The organism is Rhizobium sp. M10, from assembly GCF_002531955.1.
Lineage (GTDB): Bacteria > Pseudomonadota > Alphaproteobacteria > Rhizobiales > Rhizobiaceae > Rhizobium > Rhizobium etli_C.
Genome location: NZ_NWTA01000002.1, coordinates 704,137 through 723,073, shown reverse-complemented (window position 1 = coordinate 723,073; position 18,937 = coordinate 704,137). Strand labels below are relative to the sequence as shown.

At 62.7% G+C, this 18,937-nt stretch carries 21 protein-coding genes and 1 pseudogene; 13 read left to right on the top strand and 9 right to left on the bottom strand.

The annotated features are described in order from the left end of the window. The 4 genes and pseudogenes from CO671_RS05285 to CO671_RS05270 form a co-directional block, all read right to left on the bottom strand. A pseudogene (locus CO671_RS05285) lies at positions 1-333 on the bottom strand (IS5/IS1182 family transposase); the annotation flags it as partial. A gap of 103 nt (positions 334-436) precedes the next feature. Then, on the bottom strand, positions 437-1,702 hold the full coding sequence (locus tag CO671_RS05280; protein WP_097605083.1) for an NAD(P)/FAD-dependent oxidoreductase: 1,266 nt from the start codon (positions 1,700-1,702) through the stop codon (positions 437-439). A gap of 241 nt (positions 1,703-1,943) precedes the next feature. After that, on the bottom strand, positions 1,944-2,435 hold the full coding sequence (locus CO671_RS05275; RefSeq protein ID WP_097605039.1) for a BA14K family protein: 492 nt from the start codon (positions 2,433-2,435) through the stop codon (positions 1,944-1,946). Between the two features lie 271 nt (positions 2,436-2,706). Then, the gene (locus CO671_RS05270; protein ID WP_097579000.1) at positions 2,707-3,171 is read right to left on the bottom strand and encodes an Lrp/AsnC family transcriptional regulator; all 465 of its coding nucleotides are present in this window, start codon (positions 3,169-3,171) and stop codon (positions 2,707-2,709) included. A gap of 153 nt (positions 3,172-3,324) precedes the next feature. Here CO671_RS05270 and CO671_RS05265 point away from each other — a divergent pair, with 153 nt between their 5' ends. The 4 genes from CO671_RS05265 to CO671_RS05250 all read left to right on the top strand — a co-directional run bounded on the left by CO671_RS05265 (position 3,325) and on the right by CO671_RS05250 (position 7,187). After that, positions 3,325-4,044, top strand: a complete 720-nt coding sequence (locus CO671_RS05265; RefSeq protein ID WP_097605038.1) for an aspartate/glutamate racemase family protein — start codon at positions 3,325-3,327, stop codon at positions 4,042-4,044. 236 nt (positions 4,045-4,280) lie between these two features. After that, positions 4,281-5,198 carry a helix-turn-helix domain-containing GNAT family N-acetyltransferase gene (locus CO671_RS05260; RefSeq protein WP_097605037.1) on the top strand — a complete coding sequence of 306 codons (918 nt, stop codon included), beginning with the start codon at positions 4,281-4,283 and terminating at the stop codon, positions 5,196-5,198. 60 nt (positions 5,199-5,258) lie between these two features. Further along, on the top strand, positions 5,259-5,876 hold the full coding sequence (locus CO671_RS05255) for a TetR/AcrR family transcriptional regulator (RefSeq protein WP_097605036.1): 618 nt from the start codon (positions 5,259-5,261) through the stop codon (positions 5,874-5,876). 96 nt (positions 5,877-5,972) lie between these two features. Further along, positions 5,973-7,187: an MFS transporter gene (locus CO671_RS05250; protein ID WP_097605035.1), complete on the top strand. Its 1,215-nt coding sequence runs from the start codon at positions 5,973-5,975 to the stop codon at positions 7,185-7,187. On the opposite strand, the gene CO671_RS05245 is transcribed toward CO671_RS05250, so the two are convergent. Next, entirely contained in the window at positions 7,184-7,600 is a 417-nt protein-coding gene (locus tag CO671_RS05245) for a helix-turn-helix domain-containing protein (RefSeq protein ID WP_097605034.1), read from the bottom strand. The genes CO671_RS05250 and CO671_RS05245 overlap by 4 nt on opposite strands. Positions 7,601-7,723: 123 nt before the next feature. Here CO671_RS05245 and CO671_RS05240 point away from each other — a divergent pair, with 123 nt between their 5' ends. Beyond that, positions 7,724-8,629: an SDR family oxidoreductase gene (locus CO671_RS05240; protein ID WP_097605033.1), complete on the top strand. Its 906-nt coding sequence runs from the start codon at positions 7,724-7,726 to the stop codon at positions 8,627-8,629. A 355-nt stretch (positions 8,630-8,984) separates the two neighbouring features. On the opposite strand, the gene CO671_RS05235 is transcribed toward CO671_RS05240, so the two are convergent. Continuing rightward, a complete protein-coding gene (locus tag CO671_RS05235; RefSeq protein WP_097605032.1) occupies positions 8,985-9,737 on the bottom strand; it encodes a pyridoxine 5'-phosphate synthase in 753 nt (250 codons plus the stop codon). Positions 9,738-10,192: 455 nt separating this feature from the next. Between CO671_RS05235 and CO671_RS05230 the strand changes: the two genes are divergently transcribed. Then, complete coding sequence (locus CO671_RS05230) at positions 10,193-10,885, top strand: MerR family transcriptional regulator (RefSeq protein ID WP_097605031.1); 693 nt, start codon at positions 10,193-10,195, stop codon at positions 10,883-10,885. Between the two features lie 52 nt (positions 10,886-10,937). On the opposite strand, the gene CO671_RS05225 is transcribed toward CO671_RS05230, so the two are convergent. Both CO671_RS05225 and CO671_RS05220 read right to left on the bottom strand, forming a co-directional pair. Next, positions 10,938-12,065, bottom strand: a complete 1,128-nt coding sequence (locus CO671_RS05225) for an ATP-dependent RecD-like DNA helicase (protein ID WP_097578864.1) — start codon at positions 12,063-12,065, stop codon at positions 10,938-10,940. A gap of 70 nt (positions 12,066-12,135) precedes the next feature. Then, positions 12,136-13,062: a LysR family transcriptional regulator gene (locus tag CO671_RS05220; protein ID WP_097605030.1), complete on the bottom strand. Its 927-nt coding sequence runs from the start codon at positions 13,060-13,062 to the stop codon at positions 12,136-12,138. A gap of 131 nt (positions 13,063-13,193) precedes the next feature. Between CO671_RS05220 and CO671_RS05215 the strand changes: the two genes are divergently transcribed. The 4 genes from CO671_RS05215 to CO671_RS05200 all read left to right on the top strand — a co-directional run bounded on the left by CO671_RS05215 (position 13,194) and on the right by CO671_RS05200 (position 16,522). After that, entirely contained in the window at positions 13,194-13,673 is a 480-nt protein-coding gene (locus CO671_RS05215) for a carboxymuconolactone decarboxylase family protein (RefSeq protein WP_097605029.1), read from the top strand. A gap of 68 nt (positions 13,674-13,741) precedes the next feature. Continuing rightward, positions 13,742-14,497, top strand: a complete 756-nt coding sequence (locus tag CO671_RS05210; RefSeq protein WP_097605028.1) for an SDR family oxidoreductase — start codon at positions 13,742-13,744, stop codon at positions 14,495-14,497. 34 nt (positions 14,498-14,531) lie between these two features. After that, a complete protein-coding gene (locus CO671_RS05205) occupies positions 14,532-14,948 on the top strand; it encodes a cupin domain-containing protein (RefSeq protein ID WP_097605027.1) in 417 nt (138 codons plus the stop codon). A gap of 92 nt (positions 14,949-15,040) precedes the next feature. Then, positions 15,041-16,522, top strand: coding sequence for a cyclic nucleotide-binding domain-containing protein (locus CO671_RS05200; RefSeq protein WP_097605026.1), 1,482 nt, complete (start codon positions 15,041-15,043; stop codon positions 16,520-16,522). Between the two features lie 15 nt (positions 16,523-16,537). On the opposite strand, the gene CO671_RS05195 is transcribed toward CO671_RS05200, so the two are convergent. Continuing rightward, a complete protein-coding gene (locus CO671_RS05195) occupies positions 16,538-17,026 on the bottom strand; it encodes an Rrf2 family transcriptional regulator (RefSeq protein WP_097605025.1) in 489 nt (162 codons plus the stop codon). Between the two features lie 211 nt (positions 17,027-17,237). Between CO671_RS05195 and CO671_RS05190 the strand changes: the two genes are divergently transcribed. From CO671_RS05190 to CO671_RS05180, 3 genes are read left to right on the top strand one after another with little or no spacing between them, the layout of a single operon-like run. Beyond that, positions 17,238-17,618, top strand: a complete 381-nt coding sequence (locus tag CO671_RS05190; protein ID WP_009996856.1) for a hypothetical protein — start codon at positions 17,238-17,240, stop codon at positions 17,616-17,618. A 21-nt stretch (positions 17,619-17,639) separates the two neighbouring features. After that, a complete protein-coding gene (locus CO671_RS05185) occupies positions 17,640-18,155 on the top strand; it encodes an RNA polymerase sigma factor (protein ID WP_097605024.1) in 516 nt (171 codons plus the stop codon). Then, complete coding sequence (locus CO671_RS05180; RefSeq protein WP_097605023.1) at positions 18,152-18,934, top strand: anti-sigma factor; 783 nt, start codon at positions 18,152-18,154, stop codon at positions 18,932-18,934. The genes CO671_RS05185 and CO671_RS05180 overlap by 4 nt, the downstream gene beginning before the upstream one ends. Positions 18,935-18,937: the final 3 nt, after the last annotated feature.

The window sequence follows — 18,937 nt, the reverse complement described above, 5'->3', positions numbered from 1 at the left end:
CAGCCGTTCCAGCGCCCGCGCGCTGCCGACGCCGTCGCTGCTGGCATAGAGCCACAGCGCCAGCAAAAGTCGTGGCGAAATCGGTGGATGGCCCGGCCGGTGCTCACGCGCCTTGATCCGATCTTCGAGCGCACTCAGATCCAGTCCCTCGACATAGCTCCAAATGACGCGCACCGCGTGATCCTGACCGATCAAGCTGTCGATATCCACGGCACGCAACTCGATCTGATCGCGCACCGGCTCGCGCATGCGCGCCGCACCGCGCCCCACCTGAGCACTTCGCCGCGCTCCATGTGCCGCCAATCCTTCGAACAGGTCGTCGCCCACCATCATCCCCCAAGCAAATCAACGACCCAACAGAATCACAATAAAATCGCCTCCGCCACCAAACATTCACAGGCTCTCAGGATGAGGCCGGAGAGGCAGCGCAGAATGCCTACCCCTCCTCCCGCATCGTCTCCCGCTGCGTGATCAGCCGGGCGCTGTGCTGGCCGCTCAGATAGATCCACAGCCAGTTCCAGGCGACGGCAAAGCGCGAGCGGGTGCCGATCAGGAAGTAGATATGGGCGATGCCCCAGATCCACCAGGCGATCCAGCCCTTGAGCTTGATCCGGCCGAAATCGATGATCGCCGCACTCTGGCCGATCGTTGCCAGGCTCCCCTGATGCCAATATTTGAAAGGCGCAGGCGCCGGTTTGCCGGACAGGCGGGCGCGGATGACTTTTGCCACATAGCCACCCTGCTGCTTGGCGGCGGGCGCTATGCCAGGCACGGGCTTGCCATCCTCTCGCATGACAGAGGCCGTATCACCGATAATGAAGACATCAGGCAGGCCCGGCGCGCTCAAATCCTTCTCGACGATGGCGCGCCCTGCACGGTCGGCCGGAATATCGAGCCACCGCGCCGCCGGTGAGGCGGTGACGCCGGCCGCCCAGACGATCGTGCGGCTGGGCGTGAAAGTCTCGCCTATTCGGACACCGTCGGCGCTGCACTCGGTGACCGGCTTGCCGAGAAGCACCTCGACCCCCAGTTTCTCCAGCGCCTTTTGCGCATAGGCCGAAAGCTCTTCGGCGAAGGTCGGCAGCACCCGCGGGCCGGCCTCGACGAGCACCACACGGGTCTTGCGCGTATCGATATTGCGGAACTCCTTCGGCAGCGTGAAATGCGCGAGCTCGGCGATGATCCCGGCGAGCTCGACCCCGGTCGGCCCGGCGCCGACAATGGTGAAGGTCAGAAGCGCGTCGCGCACGGCGGGATCGGCCTCCATCTCCGCCTTCTCGAAAGCGAGCAGCACGCGGCGGCGGATCGTCGTTGCATCCTCAAGCGTCTTCAGACCCGGCGCTACCGGCTCCCATTCGTCACGGCCGAAATAGGCATGCGTCGCCCCGGTCGCCAACACCAGCGTGTCATAACCGAGAGTCATGCCGTTGCGTAACGACACGGTCTTGGTGCCGCTATCGACACCGGTGACCTCGCCGAGCAGCACCGTCACGTCGGGCCGGTCGGCATAGAGGCGGCGGATCGGCCAGGCGATCTCCGAAGTGGAGAGAATGGTCGTCGCCACCTGATAGAGCAGCGGCTGGAAGAGATGATGATTGCGCCGGTCGACGAGCGTGATCTTCACGCCTGCGCCCTTCAACCCGTTGACCAGCTGCAGCCCGCCGAAGCCGCCACCGACAACGACGACATGATGATCGCTCATGACCTGCCCCTTTTGCGCCATTTCGCTGAAGGCCAATGTGGCTTTTGCAGCGAATGTTGCAACCACCGTTTCGGCATGCCTGCCCTGCGCCGCCGGCAGTCGAGGCGACGCAGGATTATTGGCTTCTCGTCCAATTGGACCGAGCGAAACCTGTGGAGTGGAAGTCACGCGGAATTATCGCTGCCCAGACCGGGTTGCGGTTGGGTTCACATAGACATGGCGCAGACGCGTAACCTGCCGATCAATAGGGACCGATGCACTGGCGACGGGGTCCGTAATAGGGCTGGAAGGTATTGTCGTAAGCCCTGTACGAACGATAGCGCGCATAGCACCAGGCCTCGTGGTTTCCCCTTCCGTAATAGGCAGGCGATGCATAGGTGCGGTAGGGCGGGCTATAATAGCGGCCATAATAACGGTAGGGCGGACCATAATAGCGGTATGGCGAACCGTAGTAGCGGTACGGCGAGCCATAATAGCCGTAGGGCGAACCGTAATAGGAGCCATAGCGAGGCTGTGCCAATGCGCTGCCGATGATCGTGCCGACGGCTAGACCACCCAAAGCCCAGCCCAAATCCGCTCCATGACGATGATGGCGGTGGCCGCGCCATCGCACATGCTCTATCTGCTGCTGAGCTTCGATTCGGGGTGGATTGATAGCCGGAAATGCCTGGGCCGGGGTGACGCCGGAGCTACCGATGATCAAGCATAACGCGGCGACAGTTAGCTTTCTCATGACTGTCCTCCTCTACTCCTCAGGAGGAGGACACATCTTCCCCCTCTTGAACCAAAGGTGAACGCAATATGTCGAAAATTGTTCCGTATCGGGGCAAATAATTGCCATCGGTGACGCTGGCGCTATCACTTCGCCAGGCAATCGAGCCGTGCTTTTTCCGGGATATTATAGACTTGCCTTATGCTGTGCGGGACGCCCGGACCAGAGCAGTTTTTCTCCTGGCAGGAAATAGCTATGAATATCGCTGTTGCATAGCCCTCGAAACACCGGCTTACCGCGCGTAGCCCACGGGTATCGCCATTCCATGTTTCAATTCTTCCATCGAGATCGACGCTGAAACGTCGAAGAGTTCCAGCTTGCGCACAATCTGCTTATAAATCACGTCGTAATGCTCGACGCGTGGCAGCACGATCTTCAGGATGTAATCGTGGTTTCCGGTCAGGCGGTGCGCCTCGACGATCTCGGGGATGTCGCTGATGATCCGGCGGAAGGCTTCCGTCCATTCGTCCGAATGGTGGGCCGTCTTGACGAGGGCGAAGACCGTCGTCGGCACGCCCATGCGTTCGCGGTCGAGCACGATGATACGCCGGGCGATATGGCCGCTTTCTTCCAGCCGCTGAATGCGCCGCGAGCAGGCCGAGACCGACAGCGCCACGCGCTCGGCAAGATCGGTCACGGATATGCCGGCATTTTTCTGCAGCATGTCGAGAATGCGTCTGTCACGATCATCAAGCATTGTGTGAAATGAACCCTGCGCTCTCAATTTGCGCGACTTGGCCAATCGATGCAAAATAATAGCACGTTTTCCTGATAAAGGACAAACAATGCAAACAAGCCGCGCGACCATTGCGGCATCATTTTCGAAACTGAAGCATGGGAGCACGAAGAGATGGAAACGATCGGCCTGATCGGCGGCATGAGTTTCGAGAGTTCGGCGGTTTACTACCGCTTGGTCAACGAGATGGTGCGCGCGCGCCGCGGCGGCCTCGCCTCGGCCGAACTCATTCTGCATTCGGTCAATTTCGAGGAGATCGTCGCGCTTCAGAAGGCCGGCGACTGGGCTGGAGCGGCCCGCCGTCTCGGCGAGGTGGCCGAGCGCCTGCAGGCTGGCGGCGCCGGCTGCATCTTGATCTGCACCAACACCATGCATCTGATCGCCGATAAGGTCGCGGCAAAAATCTCCGTACCGCTGATCCATATCATCGACGAGACGGCGAAATCGCTGCATGCCGCCGGCCACAAGCGGCCGCTGCTGCTTGCGACCCGCTACACGATGGAGCACGGCTTCTACGCCGAGCGGATGAAAAGCCTTGGCCTCGACATCATGGTGCCCGACGCCGCCGACCGCACCACCGTGCACGACATCATCTTCAACGAACTCTGCGCCGGCAAGGTGCGCGACAGTTCGCGCGAGAAGCTGATCGATATCATCGACCGCGCCGTGGAGCACGGCGCCGACAGCATCATCCTCGGCTGCACCGAGATCTGCCTGATCCTCGATCCCGACCGCCTGCCGCTGCCGGGCTTCGACACCACCGCAATTCACGCAAGGGCGGCAGTCGATTTCGCCCTTGGCACGGAGGATGCGGAGGCGGAAGAGGCTGCGTGAGGCATCTATTATTTAGTTGACTCAGTCAACTAAATGCATGACAAATGTCTTCATGCGGAGATCTTTTGTCAGTTTGTTGGTACGTCGGCCACCCCTCCTTCCGTCATGCTCGGGCTCGTCCCGAGCATCTGCCTCCGTTCGATAGGGCAGCAGATCCTCGGCACAAGGCCGAGGATGACGGCGAGCGAGGAGCGGGCTTGTCAACAATCTGGCGAGGTCTCCCTCTGGAGATCACCATGTCCGATACCGCCCTCATCGAAACCGCCCGCGATTTCAACCGCTTCTATACGAATTTCCTCGGCCTGCTGAACAAGGCATATCTCGACTCACACTACACGCTGACGGATGCCCGCATTCTCTTCGAGATCGGCTCGCATGAGGGCGTCAGCGCCACCGCACTTGCCCGCGACCTGCATCTCGATCCGGCCTATCTCAGCCGCATCCTCAAGCGTTTCCGCGCCGAGGGACTGATCGAAACCAACCCCGATCCGGCCGATTTGCGGAGCCAGATCATCACTGTCACCGAGCGGGGACATGCGCAATTCGAGGAACTCGGCCGGCGCGCCAATGCGCAGATCGCCGCCCGTTTCGACACTCTTGCGACCGGCGAGCCGCAGGCGGTCGTCTCCGCCATGAACAGAATCCGCGCCCTGCTCGACCCGGCCGCCAAGCCCGCCCCCGCCGTCATCCGCGCCCACCGCGCCGGCGATATCGGCTGGATCGTTCATAGCCAGAGCCGCTTTTACACCGAGGAATATGGCTGGGACCTGCGTTTCGAGGCGCTGGTCGCCGAGGTCGCCGGCAAATTTCTCGCCAACTTCGACCCCGCCATGGAGTATTGCTGGATCGCCGAACGCGGCGGCGTCAATGTCGGCTCGGTCCTCGTCACCAATGGCGGCGATGGCATCGCCAAGCTGCGGTTGCTCTATGTCGACAAATCAGCCCGCGGCCTCGGGCTCGGCAAGCTGCTGGTCGACGAATGCATCCGCTTCTGCAGGCAGAAGGGCTACCGCGAGCTTTCGCTCTGGACCAACGACATGCTGGAGACCGCCCGCGCCATCTATATCAAGGCCGGCTTCCGGCTTGTCTCCGAGGAGAGACATCGCATGTTCGGCCCGGAAGCCAACGGCCAGAGCTGGGTTCTCACCCTCTGAATTTGCTGCGTCGCAAAGTTTCGCTTGATTTGGAAACGATCATTTCCTAATTAGCTGGACATGAACGCAACGCACCTTCACGAGAAGACCCGAAGCCGCGGACGCCCGCGGGAATTCGACGCGGAGGCTGCACTCGATGCCGCCCTGCGCGTTTTTTCCGAACGCGGCTACCACGCCGCCTCGATCAGCGAGCTTACCGAAGCCATGGGGCTTGCCGCCGGCAGCGTCTACAAGGCGTTCGGCGATAAGCGCGGCATCTTCCTCGCCGCCTTCGACCGTTATCGCGCCGTGCGCCGCGGCCTGCTCGACGCCAGGCTCGCCGGCGCCGAGCGCGGCCGCGACAAGCTCCATGCGCTGATCACCTTCTTTGCCGGCTCGTCCCATGGTGAAATCGGCAGGCAGGGCTGCCTCGTCGTCGGCAGCGCCGGCGACCTCGCTCTCTTCGACGAGGAGGCGGCCGAACGCGTCGCCACCGCCTTCATGACCGACGAGACGCTTTTGGCCGACCTGATCCGCCTCGGTCAGTCCGACGGCTCGATTTCTTGGGATCTCGATGTTTCCGCCACATCGCTGGCGCTGCTCTGCCTCACCAAGGGCATGCGCGTCATCGGCAAGACGGGCCGCAGCGGCGAAGAAATGGCGGCCGCCGCCGAAGCCGCGATGAAACTGGTGACATGACATTCCCCCGGAGTTGGCACCCTTGGGCCGCGGCAGGAAACGGGTGGCCGGCGGCAAGACGATTTGCGACTAATCCTTTCAATACCGGAGTTTCTGATGAGCATTTCAGCCACTACGCCGGATAATGCCATTCCACGAGCGCTATCCCCCTGGCTCACCTTTCTTTTCGCCGCCGCCTGCGGTCTGGTGGCAGCCAATCTCTATTATGGCCAGCCGCTGGCCGGGCCGATCAGCGCCGATCTCGGCTTCACGCCGGCCGCGACCGGCCTGATCGTCACGCTGACGCAGATAGGCTACGGCCTCGGCCTGCTGCTGATCGTGCCGCTTGGCGACCTCACCGAAAACCGCCGTCTGGTGCTGCTGCTGATTGCCGTCTCCGCTCTCGCCCTGATCGGGGCCGCGCTGTCTTCGACGCCGGCCATGTTCCTCACCGCCTCGCTGTCGATCGGTCTTGCCTCGGTCGCCGTCCAGGTGCTCGTGCCTTTCGCCGCCAACATGGCGCCGGATGCGACGCGCGGCCAGGTCGTCGGCAATGTCATGAGCGGCCTGCTCTGCGGCATCATGCTGGCCCGCCCCTTCGCAAGCTTCGTCGCCGAGGCGTCGTCCTGGCACATGGTCTATTACGTCACCGCGGCGCTGATGCTCGTGCTTGCCGTCGTCCTGCGCGCCAACCTGCCGGTCCGTGTGCCGAAGACGAAGCTCGGCTATGGTGAACTGCTTGCCTCCATGGCGCATCTGGCGCTGACCTCGCGGGTGCTGCAGCGCCGCGCCCTCTACCAGGCCGGCATGTTCGGCGCCTTCAGCTTGTTCTGGACGACGACGCCGCTGCTGCTTGCAAGCCCGGCCTTCGGCCTGACACAGAACGGCATCGCCCTCTTCGCGCTTGCGGGGGCGGCCGGCGCCGTCGCCTCGCCGATCGCCGGCCGGCTTGCCGATCGCGGCATGACGAAGATCGCCTCGACAATCGCCATGCTGCTCGGCATGGCCTCCTTCCTGATCAGCCATTTCGCCGCCGACGGCTCGCTCACCGCGCTGATCCTGCTGACCGTCGCGGCGATCATGCTCGATTTCGGGGTGACGACCAACCTCGTCTGCGGCCAACGCGCCATCTATGGGCTGAACCCGGAACATCGCGGCCGGCTGAACGGCCTCTTCATGGCCACCTTCTTCGCCGGCGGCGCGCTCGGCTCGGCGCTCGGCGGTTGGGCCTATGCGACCGGCGGCTGGACGATGACCGCCTGGATCGGCTTCGCCTTCCCGGCGCTCGCCTTCCTGCTGTTCCTCACGGAACGGCGCGGGAAGCACGTCTAACTGTCGGCACCATCGAAACGCGCCCGGGCGGCACGGACGAAATCATGATTTGCCTCGGCCCAGTTCAAAAGCTGCGACAGCGGCTGGTAGAGCGAGCGGCCGAGATCGGTCATCGAATATTCGACGCTCGGCGGCTTGGTCGGGAAGACCTCGCGGGCGATATAACCGTCCCTCTGCAGATCGCGCAGTGTCTGCGTCAGCATGCGTTGCGAAATATCGGGAAGCATCCGCCTGAGTTCACCGAAGCGGCGTGGCTCGGCCGCCAGCACTTCGAGCAGCAGCGTCGACCACTTGCCGCCGATCTGCTGCATCATGTCTCGGACCGGACAATTGGAAAAATCGAGGCCGGCGAGATCGATCTCGCGCCGCGCCCCCGGCATCCTGTTCTTCAGACTGAGGACTGCGCCGCTCATCTGCTGGTTCCCTTTTGGTAACTTACAGCCGAAAAGCTGCCTCCTTTACACGGTGAAGTCAATTCCTATTCTAGAGTTAGTCTCTTTTTGAGACCAACGACCAACGCAGAAGGAAACGACTTCATGAGCGAAACCATCCTGGTCACCGGTGCTGCCGGACAGCTCGGCCAGCGCGTCATCCACCATCTCCTCGAGACCTATAGGGTCGCCCCCGGCGCGATCGTCGCTGCCACCCGCAATCCGGAAAAGCTCGCCGAACTCGCCAACAAGGGCGTTCTCAGCCGCAAGGCCGATTTCGATGACGCGGCCGGCCTGGAACAGGCCTTCGCCGGCATCGACCGGCTGCTGATCATCAGCACCGATGCGCTCGACACCCCCGGCAAGCGCCTCGCCCAGCACAAGGCCGCCGTCGCCGCTGCCGTCAAGGCGGGCGTCAAGCACATCGCCTACACCTCGATGCCGGCGCCCGACAATTCGCTCGTCACCTTCGCACCCGACCATCTCGGCACCGAAACCGCCATCAAGGCAAGCGGCATCGCCTACACGATCTTCCGCAACGCCTGGTATCACGACAATTACATGCACAGCATGCCGCACAACCTGCAGGGCGGCAAATGGTACAGCGCCACGGGCAACGGCAAGGTCGCGAACATCTCGCGCGACGATTGCGCGCTGGCGATCGCCGCAGCCCTTGCCTCCGGCACCGCGGAAAGCGCCACCTACACGCTGACCGGCGCGGTGTCGCTCGCCAACCGGCAGATCTCCGCCATCATCTCCGAAGCATCAGGCAAGCCGCTCGAAGTGGTCGAGGTCAATGACGAACAGCTCGGCCAAGGCATGCGCGGCGCCGGCCTCCCCGGCTTCATCGCCGACATGCTGGTCTCCGCCGACGCCAACATCCGCGCCGGCAACTTCGACATCGTCACCGGCGATTTCACCAAACTGACCGGCAAACAGCCGCAGCCGCTGAAGGATTTCTTCGTGGCGCATAAGGCGGCGTTGACGACGGCCGGAGCTGGCGGGCACTGATAAGATTGGGGTGGCGACTGGCGTCACCCCTCTGGCCTGCGGGATGAGTCATTCACGGCGCGGACGCGCCGTGGCTGGTTCCTGTGACATCCCTTGGGCGAAGCCCTGAGGCGCACAGGAATGCGGAGGGTAAATTGAGCGCCTTCGCCGGAATTCCCGTCGCCATTGACACAGCGGTTGTGGGGAAGCACGACCTCTCCACCTCATTCCTGTGCGCCTCAGGGCTTCGCCCAAGGGATGTCACAGGAATCCAGCGCGCCCAAGTCCTTGGGTGCAGGAGACTTAAAACGCGCTATATCCCTCACGGCAACGCCGGGCCTCCCTCCACCGTCAAGCGCAGAGAGAAACGTCTTCCTCAAATCACCTGCCCGCAAGCCCGGCAGAAGCGGCGCACTGTCTCGGCCATGCCATATTCCAGCGCATCGGCGGTCAACCCATGGCCGATCGAGACTTCGGCAAGCGCTGGAATGCGCTTAACCAATGCCGGCAGGTTCGCGACCGTCAGATCGTGACCGGCATTGACGGCTAGCCCGATGGCGAGCGCTGCATCCGCTGTCTTGCCGAGCGCTTCAAGGATCGGCGCTGCTCGTTCCGGCGCGTCGTAGCAGCCGCCATAAGGGCCGGTATAGAGTTCGATCCGGTCGGCGCCCGTTGCTTTCGCCAGCTTTACCGCTTCCGCATCCCCGTCGCCGTCGGCAAACAGCGAGACCCGGCATCCCATCGTCTTCAGCCGCGCGACGACATCGGTGAGGAACGCCTCGTGCTTGCGAAAATCCCAGCCGTGATCGGAGGTCGCCTGCGCGGGATCGTCGGGCACCAGCGTCACCTGCTCGGGCGCAGCGTCGGCGCAGAGTTCGAGGAACTCTTCGGTCGGATAACCCTCGATGTTGAACTCGGCCGCGGGAAATTCGTCGTCGATCAGGTTGCGGATGACCGGCAGGTCGGAAAAGCGGATGTGGCGCTGGTCGGGACGCGGATGCACCGTCAGCCCGCTGGCGCCGGAGGCAAGGGCGATTCGGCCGAGGGCTTCGACGCTCGGCCACGGCAGGTCGCGCCGGTTGCGAAGCATGGCGACGGCGTTGAGGTTCACGGAGAGCTTGGCGGGCATGGCGGGCATCCATCGGTCACGAAACGAGAGGCCCTGCTTTTAAGCCAAGTGTTGCGCGATGGCCAACGAGATTCGCAGATGGATGCGATGCCTATTGCTGATGAAAGCCCTAGCATTTCCGCCCGGCAGCGGCCGCGTGCGTACCGCAAACAGTATTTCGCGTCGCCTTTCGAGACGACAGCCCGCCGCTACAGGGCAGCGCATGTTTTTCCGCGCAGCGGCACGCAAACCCCGCGCGAAATGCCGTCGCGTTGCTATCCCATTTAAAAGAGATTATTTTTAGCACTTATAAAAAAGATCGTTCACGCATAACGTGGACATTGTGTCGCGTAAACGTAAGCCGCGTATTGCTTCTTTCCCATCGATAAGACCGCCTAGAGGAAACCCCACTCGCCGCGCCCGGGAAGCAACTGGCAAATCCGCATGAGGTGCAACAAGATGCCCTAGGAGGGTTCATGCCAGACGGTTCCAAACGCCTGTTTGCTGCCGCCGGTTTCGCTTCGGAGGCCCGGTCGAAATACCGGTTCCTGCCTTCGGCCGCGCTGCCGCCGGATCTACCGGAAGGTCCGGTACCGATTGCCGATATGGCCAACGCATTCGGCGTTACGCACAGGACGCTGCATTTCTACGAAGAGAAGGGATTGATTTCGGCCAATCGCATCGGCCTGATGCGGGTCTACGGCCAGGACGACGTCATGCGCATGGCTGTCATCACCGTCTGCCGCGAGACGGGCATGCCGATTGCCGTGATCCAGGAATTGATGGACGAGCTTCGCAAAGCCGATTCGCAGGAAGGGGCCGAGGCAATGTTCCGCGAAGCCCTGCAGGTGCGCAAGCGCGAGCTGACGGCGGAGATGTCGACGCTGCACCGCCAGCTCCAGCAGGTCGGCGATCTTCTCGATTACGATGGCGGCATCGAAACACAGCCGCTCAACGACAATCAGGATAACTCCAGTCTGACCCCGCAGGAAAGGCGTTGCCTGGAACTGATGGCGGAAGGCTACTCCACGCAGCGCATCGCCCGGGCACTCGACCTGAAACACGACGAGACGAGGGATCTCGAAGCCGGAATCATTTTGAAGTTCCGCGCCAACAACCGCTTCCAAGCCATCGCCAAGGCCGTCCTGCTCGGCATCGTGCAAGCCTGACCCGCATCAAGCCCGACGGCCGCCACCGTCCCCCTCCCCGCCAAAACCGGGTTCAGCGCACGATTGTCAGGGTCTCGGCCGCGCGCGTGATCGCGGTATAGAGCCAGCGTTCGCGCGTATCGCGAAAGGCCCAGCTCTCGTCGAAGAGCACGACGTCGTTCCATTGCGAGCCCTGCGCCTTGTGAACGGTCAGCGCATAGCCGTAGTCGAACTCGTCGTAGCGCTTGCGGGTGTTCCAGGGAATCTCGCCTTCGACATCCTCGAAGGCCTGTTTCAGAAGCTTGATCTTGGCCGCCCCGCGATCCATGTCGTCGTCCTCGGGGCGGACGAGCAGATTGATGCCGGGTTTCGTCGTTTCCTTCGACGAGGTCATCACCTGCCACAGCGAGCCGTTGAGCAGGCCCTTGGCCGGATCGTTCCTCAGGCAGACGAGCTTGTCGCCGGTCTGCGGATAATCGGCGTTAAAACCCTTCAACTCCCGCAGGCGCTGGTTGTAGCGCCGCCGCGTCCGGTTGGTGCCGACGAGCACCTGGTCGGCATCGAGCACCAGCTGCTGCGTCACCTCGCTCTTCGAAATAACCTTCGCCGTTCCGTAATCGCCATACATCACCTCGTTGCCCTCGCGCACCTGCATGGCGAGCTTGATGATCGGATTGTCGCGCGCCTGGCGGTGAATATCGGTGAGGAGGTAATCCGGTTCCTGATTGGTGAAGTAACCGCCACCCGACACCGGCGGCAGCTGGCCGGGATCGCCGAGCACCAGAATCGGCGTGCCGAAGCTCATTAGATCCTTGCCGAGCGCCTCGTCCACCATCGAGCATTCGTCGACGATGATCAGTGCGGCTTTCGCGACCGGGCTCTGCCGGTTGATCGAAAACATCGGCGCGATCGAGGTCTTGCCGGTTTCCTCGTCCTCCACCGCCTCCTCGCCGCGCGGCCGGTAGATCAGCGAATGGATCGTCCTGGCATTGGAGGCGCCGCGCGAGCGCAGCACCTGCGCGGCCTTGCCGGTGAAGGCGGCAAACAGCACATCGCCGTCGACATTTTCGGCGAAATGCCTGGCAAGCGTCGTCTTGCCCGTCCCGGCATAGCCGAACAGGCGAAAGAGCGGCGAGCGCCCTTCATTCAGCCATTTCGAAACAGCCTTGAGGGCTTCGTCTTGTTGCGGCGCAAATTGCATGATCGTAGGACTTGGCAGGATTCGCCGGCGTTAGGCAAGGCGGAAAACGGCAAATCACCGGTCCGAACGATCATCCGTTCCGTTGGCGGTCCGCCCCGCTCACACACATCGACAGGTCCTGGCCGATGACATCGGTCAGAAAGTCCAGAACTGTCTTGACGCGCAGCGGCATGTTCCGTCTCGAGGGATAGACGACGGTGATCGGCAGGCGGCTCGGCTGAAAATCCTCCATTACGGGAATCAGCCGGCCGGCGGCGATGTCGGGCACGGCGATGATGTGGGAAAGCACCGCCAGGCCGGCGCCGGCGAGCGCCGCCCTATGAATGGCAATCGCGTTGCAGGCGGTCAGCCGCGGCGTGATCCTGACCGATATGTCTTCCGACCCGTTCGAGAAGGACCATGTGCAGGTGTCGCCTGCCCTATCGTAGCACAGGCATTCATGGTCTCTGATGTCCTTTGGCGCGCGCGGGGCCGCCTTGCGCGCGAGATAAGCGGGCGACGCGACGAGGAATGCCGTCGTCCAGCCGATCCGGCGACAGACGAGGCTGCTGTCGGCGACCGAACCGAGCCGCACCTCCAGGTCGAGGCGCTCCTCGATCATATCGGAGCTCTGCTCCCGGAAGATGAGTTCGACCGAAAGCTTCGGGTGGACGGCAAGAAGATCGCCGAGCCTTTCACTTAAATAGAGGCCGAGCGGCGCGGGCACGCTGAGCCTGACCTTTCCCGAGGCCGTGGCGCCGTTCGAGCCTGCCGCATCACCAAGCTCCTCGACCGCCTCGAGAATTCGGAGCGCCATCGGCAGCATGCGCTCCCCTTCCGCCGTCAGCGACAGGCCGCTCGTCGTACGATGCAGGAGGCGGGTGTTGAAATGGCTTTCGAGGGACGCAACCTGCCGCGAAACCGCCGGCTGCGTGACATCGAGATCATGCGCCGCCGCTGAGAACGAACCGGTCTCCGCGACGCGTTGGAAGGTCCGCAATGCCGAAACGATATCCATCCCTGCCCCCTCATACTTTTGCGCATAGGCTTTATGCAGGCAAACTAGGCGAGAATGGCTTTACAGTCCAGCAATTAAGGATATCTTTTATCCATAAGGATATTAAATGTCCTTAATTGAGGAGAAACGACATGACCCAGCGATTGAATTACGCCCAGCAGTCCCCCGAACTTTTCAAGAAATTCATGGAATTCAGCATGGCGCTGAGAAGCAGCGTCATCGATGAGAAGCTTCAGGCCCTTATCGAGATCCGCGCCTCACAGATCAACGGATGCGGCTTCTGCCTCGACATGCATGTAAAGCAGGCAAAGATCCATGGCGAGACGGAGCTGCGGCTTCACCACGTCGCCATCTGGCGGGAGTCGAACCTGTTCGTTCCCCGCGAGCGCGCGGCCCTTGCCTGGACCGAGGCGCTGACGAAGCTTCCCGAAGGCGGCGTATCTGATGAAATCTACGAGCGGGTGCGCGGCCAGCTTTCCGAGAAGGAAATCTCCGACCTCACCTTCGTCGTCATGGCCATCAATGCCTGGAACCGCGTCAATGTCGGCTTCAAGACCGTGCCCGGCTCGGCCGACAAGGCCTACGGCCTTGATAAGGCTGGCCTGAACTAGTTCACGCAATTCATTGAGAAGATTCAGCTTTGACGCTGCCGCACCGCGGCAGCGAATGGAGATCTGTTATGAAAATCGTCGTCATCGGCGGAACCGGCCTCATCGGTTCAAAGACTGTCGAACGCCTGCGCAAGCGCGGGCATGAGGTGATCGCCGCCTCACCGAACTCCGGCGTCAATACGATCACCGGAGAAGGACTGGCCGAATCACTCGCCGGTGCCGAAGCCGTGCTCGATCTTGCCAATTCGCCCTCCTTCGAGGACAAGGCCGTGCTCGAATTCTTCCAGACCTCGGGGCGCAATCTGCTCGCCGCCGAAAGGACCGCCGGCGTGAAGCACCATATCGCGCTTTCCGTCGTCGGCACCGAGCGGCTGCAGGACAGCGGCTATTTCCGCGGCAAGCTCGCCCAGGAACAACTGATCAGGGCATCGGGCATTCCCTATACGATCGTGCATTCGACGCAGTTCATGGAATTCCTGAGCGGCATCGCCCAGTCGGGCACGGTCGGCCAGACGGTTCGCCTGTCGCCCGCCTATGTGCAGCCGATCGCTTCCGACGATGTCGCCGACGCCATGGCCGACGTGGCGCTCTCCGCCCCAGCCAACAGGACGATCGAAATATCCGGCCCGGAACGGGTCCGGCTCAGCGAGCTCGTCGCCCGGTATCTCAAGGCGATGAACGACCCGCGGATTGTCGAGGCCGACGCCGAGGCGAAATATTTCGGCGCCAGGCTGAACGACCAGTCCCTCGTTTCCGACGACGACCCGCGCCTCGGCTCGATCACCTTCGAGCAGTGGTTCGCCACATCCGCCCGGCCGAAGTGATCGGCCTCCTTCCCCTGCCAACAAGGAGATTCCCATGATCAGGTCATCATTCCTCGCCGCCGCCCTCGCCTTTCTGGCAGCCACCGGCGCTTCCGCCCATGACAGCAGCAAGTCCGCCAAGGTGACGCTCGTCTATGAGCACGAACTGCCGAACGTGCCGGGCAAGAGCATCAAGGGCGTGCTGGTCGAATACGGCCCCGGCGGCTTCTCCGAAGGCCACACCCATCCGGACTCGGCCTTCATCTACGCCACCGTGCTGGAAGGATCGATCCGCAGCCAGGTCAATGACGGTCCGGTCAAGACCTATCAGGCCGGCGAGAGCTTCTCGGAAATGCCGGGCGACCGCCATGGCGTCAGCGCCAATGGCAGCGAGACGCAGCCGGCCCGCCTGCTCGCCGTCTTCGTCGTCGACACCGACCAGAAAGAACTGACCTACCCCCTCAAGAAGTAGGCAACCTCCAAGCCTGTCCGCGCGGGACCGATGCTTGCGCGGACAGCCGACATGCTCAATCATGTGCCGCCCGCCCTCCCGGAGACAGAGAGATGATCTACGACGCGCTCTTCGGCAAGCCACTGAATTCTCTCATTACAGTCGGCTTCGCCGGCATCGTCGTCTGGTATTTCCTCTCCAGCCAGCGGCCGACGACCCGGCTGGTGGTGCAGATCCTGTTCTTCGGCGTGATGACGCTGATCCTCATCGGCAGCGGCATCGAACCTCATCGGTTTCAGGGATATGAGACGCAGGACCCTCAGGCCCTGCTCGTCATTCTCGCCAAATCGCTCTGGTGGGTTCACCTGGCATGGGCCGTCATCGGTTTCATCAGGCTCTATCTGGTGCTGGAAGGCAGCCCGCGCGAGGCCCGTCTGCTCCAGGATCTCGTCATTGGCGTCGTCTATATCGGCATGGTGCTTTCGATCCTAGCCTTCGTCTTCGGCGTGCCGATCGGAACCCTCGTCGCCACGTCAGGCGTCGTTGCCATCATTCTCGGTCTCGCGCTGCAGAACACGCTCGCCGACGTCTTCTCCGGCATCGCCCTGACCCTCGGCCGGCCCTATGTCATCGGCGACTGGATCCTTTTGAGCGACGGCACGGAGGGGCGCGTCGTCGAAAGCAACTGGCGCGCGACGCACATCCTGACCCCCGGCAACAATATCGTTGTGCTGCCGAACAGCTTTCTCGCCAAGCTCGGCCTGACCAATATCAGCCGGCCGGACGAGACCCATCTGCTGATCCTCACCATCCGCATCGCCCCGACGCGCATGCCGGCATCGGTCCGCCAGGTCATGCTGACGGCGCTCGCGAGCTGCAACTCCATCGTGCGTGAGCCGCCGCCGGTCGTCGCCCTGAAGGGGCTGGACGCCACCTCGCTCGAAGTCGAGCTGCAGTTTCGGGTGACGAGCCCGAGCCAGCGCGTGCCGGCGCGAAACGAAGTGCTCGATCTCGTCTACCGCCATTGCAAATCCGCCGGCCTGCTGCTGGCCATTCCGCCGTCGGCAGCGGTGTTGACCGCCACCCTGCCGACGGAGGAAAACGCGCAGCCGCCCAGCGTGACGCCGCTTGCGCTGATCGACGCCATTCCGGTCTTTGCGACGCTGACATCAGATGAAAAGCAGAGGCTCGCCGAGACCGCGACTGTCAGGGAGTTCCGTAAGGGCGATGTGATCGTGCAGGAGGGCGAAATGCTGCCCGCACTGATGATGGTGCGCGCCGGCATCATAGCCGCCCGGCATGCAGGCGAGGAACGCGGAAGGCTAGCGCCTGGCGATTTTTTCGGGGAAAGCGGACTGCTCGCCGGCATGCAGGAAGTCTGCACCCTGGAGGCTCTAACCTCGGTAATCACCTATGAGATCGACCAGGAGGCCTTCGCGCCGTTGCTCGCCGAACGCCCGACGCTGGCCGAAGAAATCGCCGAACAGCTTGCCGGCCGCGCCGAGCGCTTCCGCAACGGCACCGCCCAGTCCCCGGAACATGCCCGCAGCGCCCACGCCATCCTGAAAACCATCCGGACCATCTTCAGGGCTTAGAGATCGGCACGCCGCTCAGCCGGCCCGCTTCAGCACCCATTCGAATGTACTTCGCCAGATGTCGGGCGGCACCTCCTCAGACAGGGTATCGACGAGATCGGAAAGTCGGACGCGCCTCAGCGTATCGCGCCAGGCCTCGTCGGCTTCCCACATGATGCGGGCGACCGCGCAAGGCTTGCTGTCGCAATAGCCTGCCGGCCGGCACGGATTATTCTCCCGGATATTCGTGCAGGTGAAGCTGCGCGCCTTGCCCTCGACCGCCTCGACGATCTCGAGAAAATTGACCTCCGACGGCGCGCGCGCAAGCCTGTAGCCGCCGCTCGGGCCAAGCGTGGTTTCGACGAGGGAAGCCTGAGAAAGGCTCTGCAGCGCCTTGGAGAGATATTCCTTCGGCAGGCCATGAAGCTCGGCCAGCGCCTTGGTGGAGAGATACCTGCCCTCGGGCAGGCCCGCGAGAATAGCGCAGCAATGCAGCGCCCACTCGACCTGGCTTTTCAGGATCATTCAACAACTCATCATGGCTGGCTCTGCGAGCGGAATTAAGGATATATGTTATCCGCAAATAGCCATGATGTAAATAACTGTAAAAGCAGGGTGTTGTGTGCGAATGACCATCCGCCGCCATAAAACTTCTCCACGCGGGAATAAAACCGCCTCGTCTCGTGTCTCATCTCAGGTAGCGCGAAATCGCGTGCCCAACCCGAGGAGAAACACCATGAAGTCCGTGAAATTCCTGTCCGTCGCAGCGGCAGCCGCCTTTGCCGCGACCGCTGCTTTCGCCGCCGCGCCCGTCAAGGAAGTCGAGACTGCCAAGGGCAAGGTTCTTGCCGGCGAAAACGGCATGACCCTCTATACTTTCAAGAAGGACGCCAAGGGCGTTTCCAACTGCTACGACGATTGCGCCAAGAACTGGCCGCCGCTGATGGCCGCTTCCGATGCCAAGGCCGATGGTGCATATTCGATCATCGAACGCAAGGATGGCACGAAGCAATGGGCCAAGGACGGCATGCCGCTCTACTACTGGGTCAAGGACACCAAGGCCGGCGACATCACCGGCGACGGCGTCGGCGGCAACTGGGACCTTGCCAAGCCCTGATGTGACGGCAAGAGAGCTGGCGTGAAGACACCCGCACCCGAAAGTTTCGAGGGCCAGATCCTGGCCCTCCTTCCCTCGCTCAGGCGCTATTCGCGCAGCCTGACGCGCTCGGATGCCGATGGCGAGGATCTGCTTCAGGATTGCGTCGAGAAGGTGCTGGCGCGCCGCGGTCAATGGCGCGGCCTCAACTTGCGCGGCTGGGTCCTGACCATCATGACCAATCTTTACCGCAACGGCCGGCGCGGCAAGGCGCGCGACGGCATGGTCGAGCTCGACGCCGCCGGAGATATGGCAGCACCCGAAGCGCCGGCCGATCCGCTGGAACGCACTCGGCTCGATAACGCGCTCAACAGCCTTTCGGAGGAGCACCGCGCCGTGCTGATGCTCGTCGTCATCGAGGGATATAGCTATAGCGAGGTCGCCGCCGCGCTCGATATCCCCATCGGCACGGTGATGTCCCGCCTGTCGCGCGCCCGCCGGCGCGTCGCCGAACACCTGAAGGCCGATAACATCATTACGCTTCGGAGACCGAAATGAACGAGACCAACCCGATCGTCACCGAAGCCGATCTTCACGCCTATGCCGACGGCGAGTTGCCCGAAACGGCGCGCGCCCGCATTGAGGCCTATCTCGCCGACAATCCCGACGAGGCGGCGATGGTCGCCGAATGGCAGGCGCAGAACGCAGGCATCCGCTCGCTCTTTGCCGGTTACGACAGGGCAAAGGACACCGATGCCCTGCTCGTCGCGCCGCCGCACGCCATCCCGTCGGTGCCGAACCGCTGGGCAGTCGCCGCCGCAGCGCTCGTCGTCTTCGCGCTCGGTGCCGTCAGCGGCCACTATGGCCCGGCTCTTCTGGAGAGACCGGACCTGCAGCTAGCCGGTTCCGAAACCCTGCCGAAACAGGCCGAGACCGCCTTCACCGTCTATGCCGCCGAGGTTCGCCACCCGGTCGAGGTTTTCGCCGACGAGGAGGCCCATCTCGCCACCTGGCTCGGCAAGCGCCTGGCGATCCAGAACTTGAAGATCCCGAACCTGCAGCCGCTCGGCTTCAAGCTGGTCGGCGGCCGCCTGCTGCCGGTCGACGGCAGGCCCGGCGCCATGTTCATGTATGAGAACCAGGCCGGCGAGCGCCTGACCGTCATGGTCGGCCGCAACAAGGAAAACCGCACGACGAGCTTCCGCTTCGCCTCATCGGGCAAACTCGAAACCTTCTACTGGATCGACGGCGAACTTGGTTATGCCGTCACCGGCGAAATCTCGCGCGAGACCCTGCGCGGTGTGGCCGAGGAATGCTACCGGCAGTTCCCGTCGTGAGGA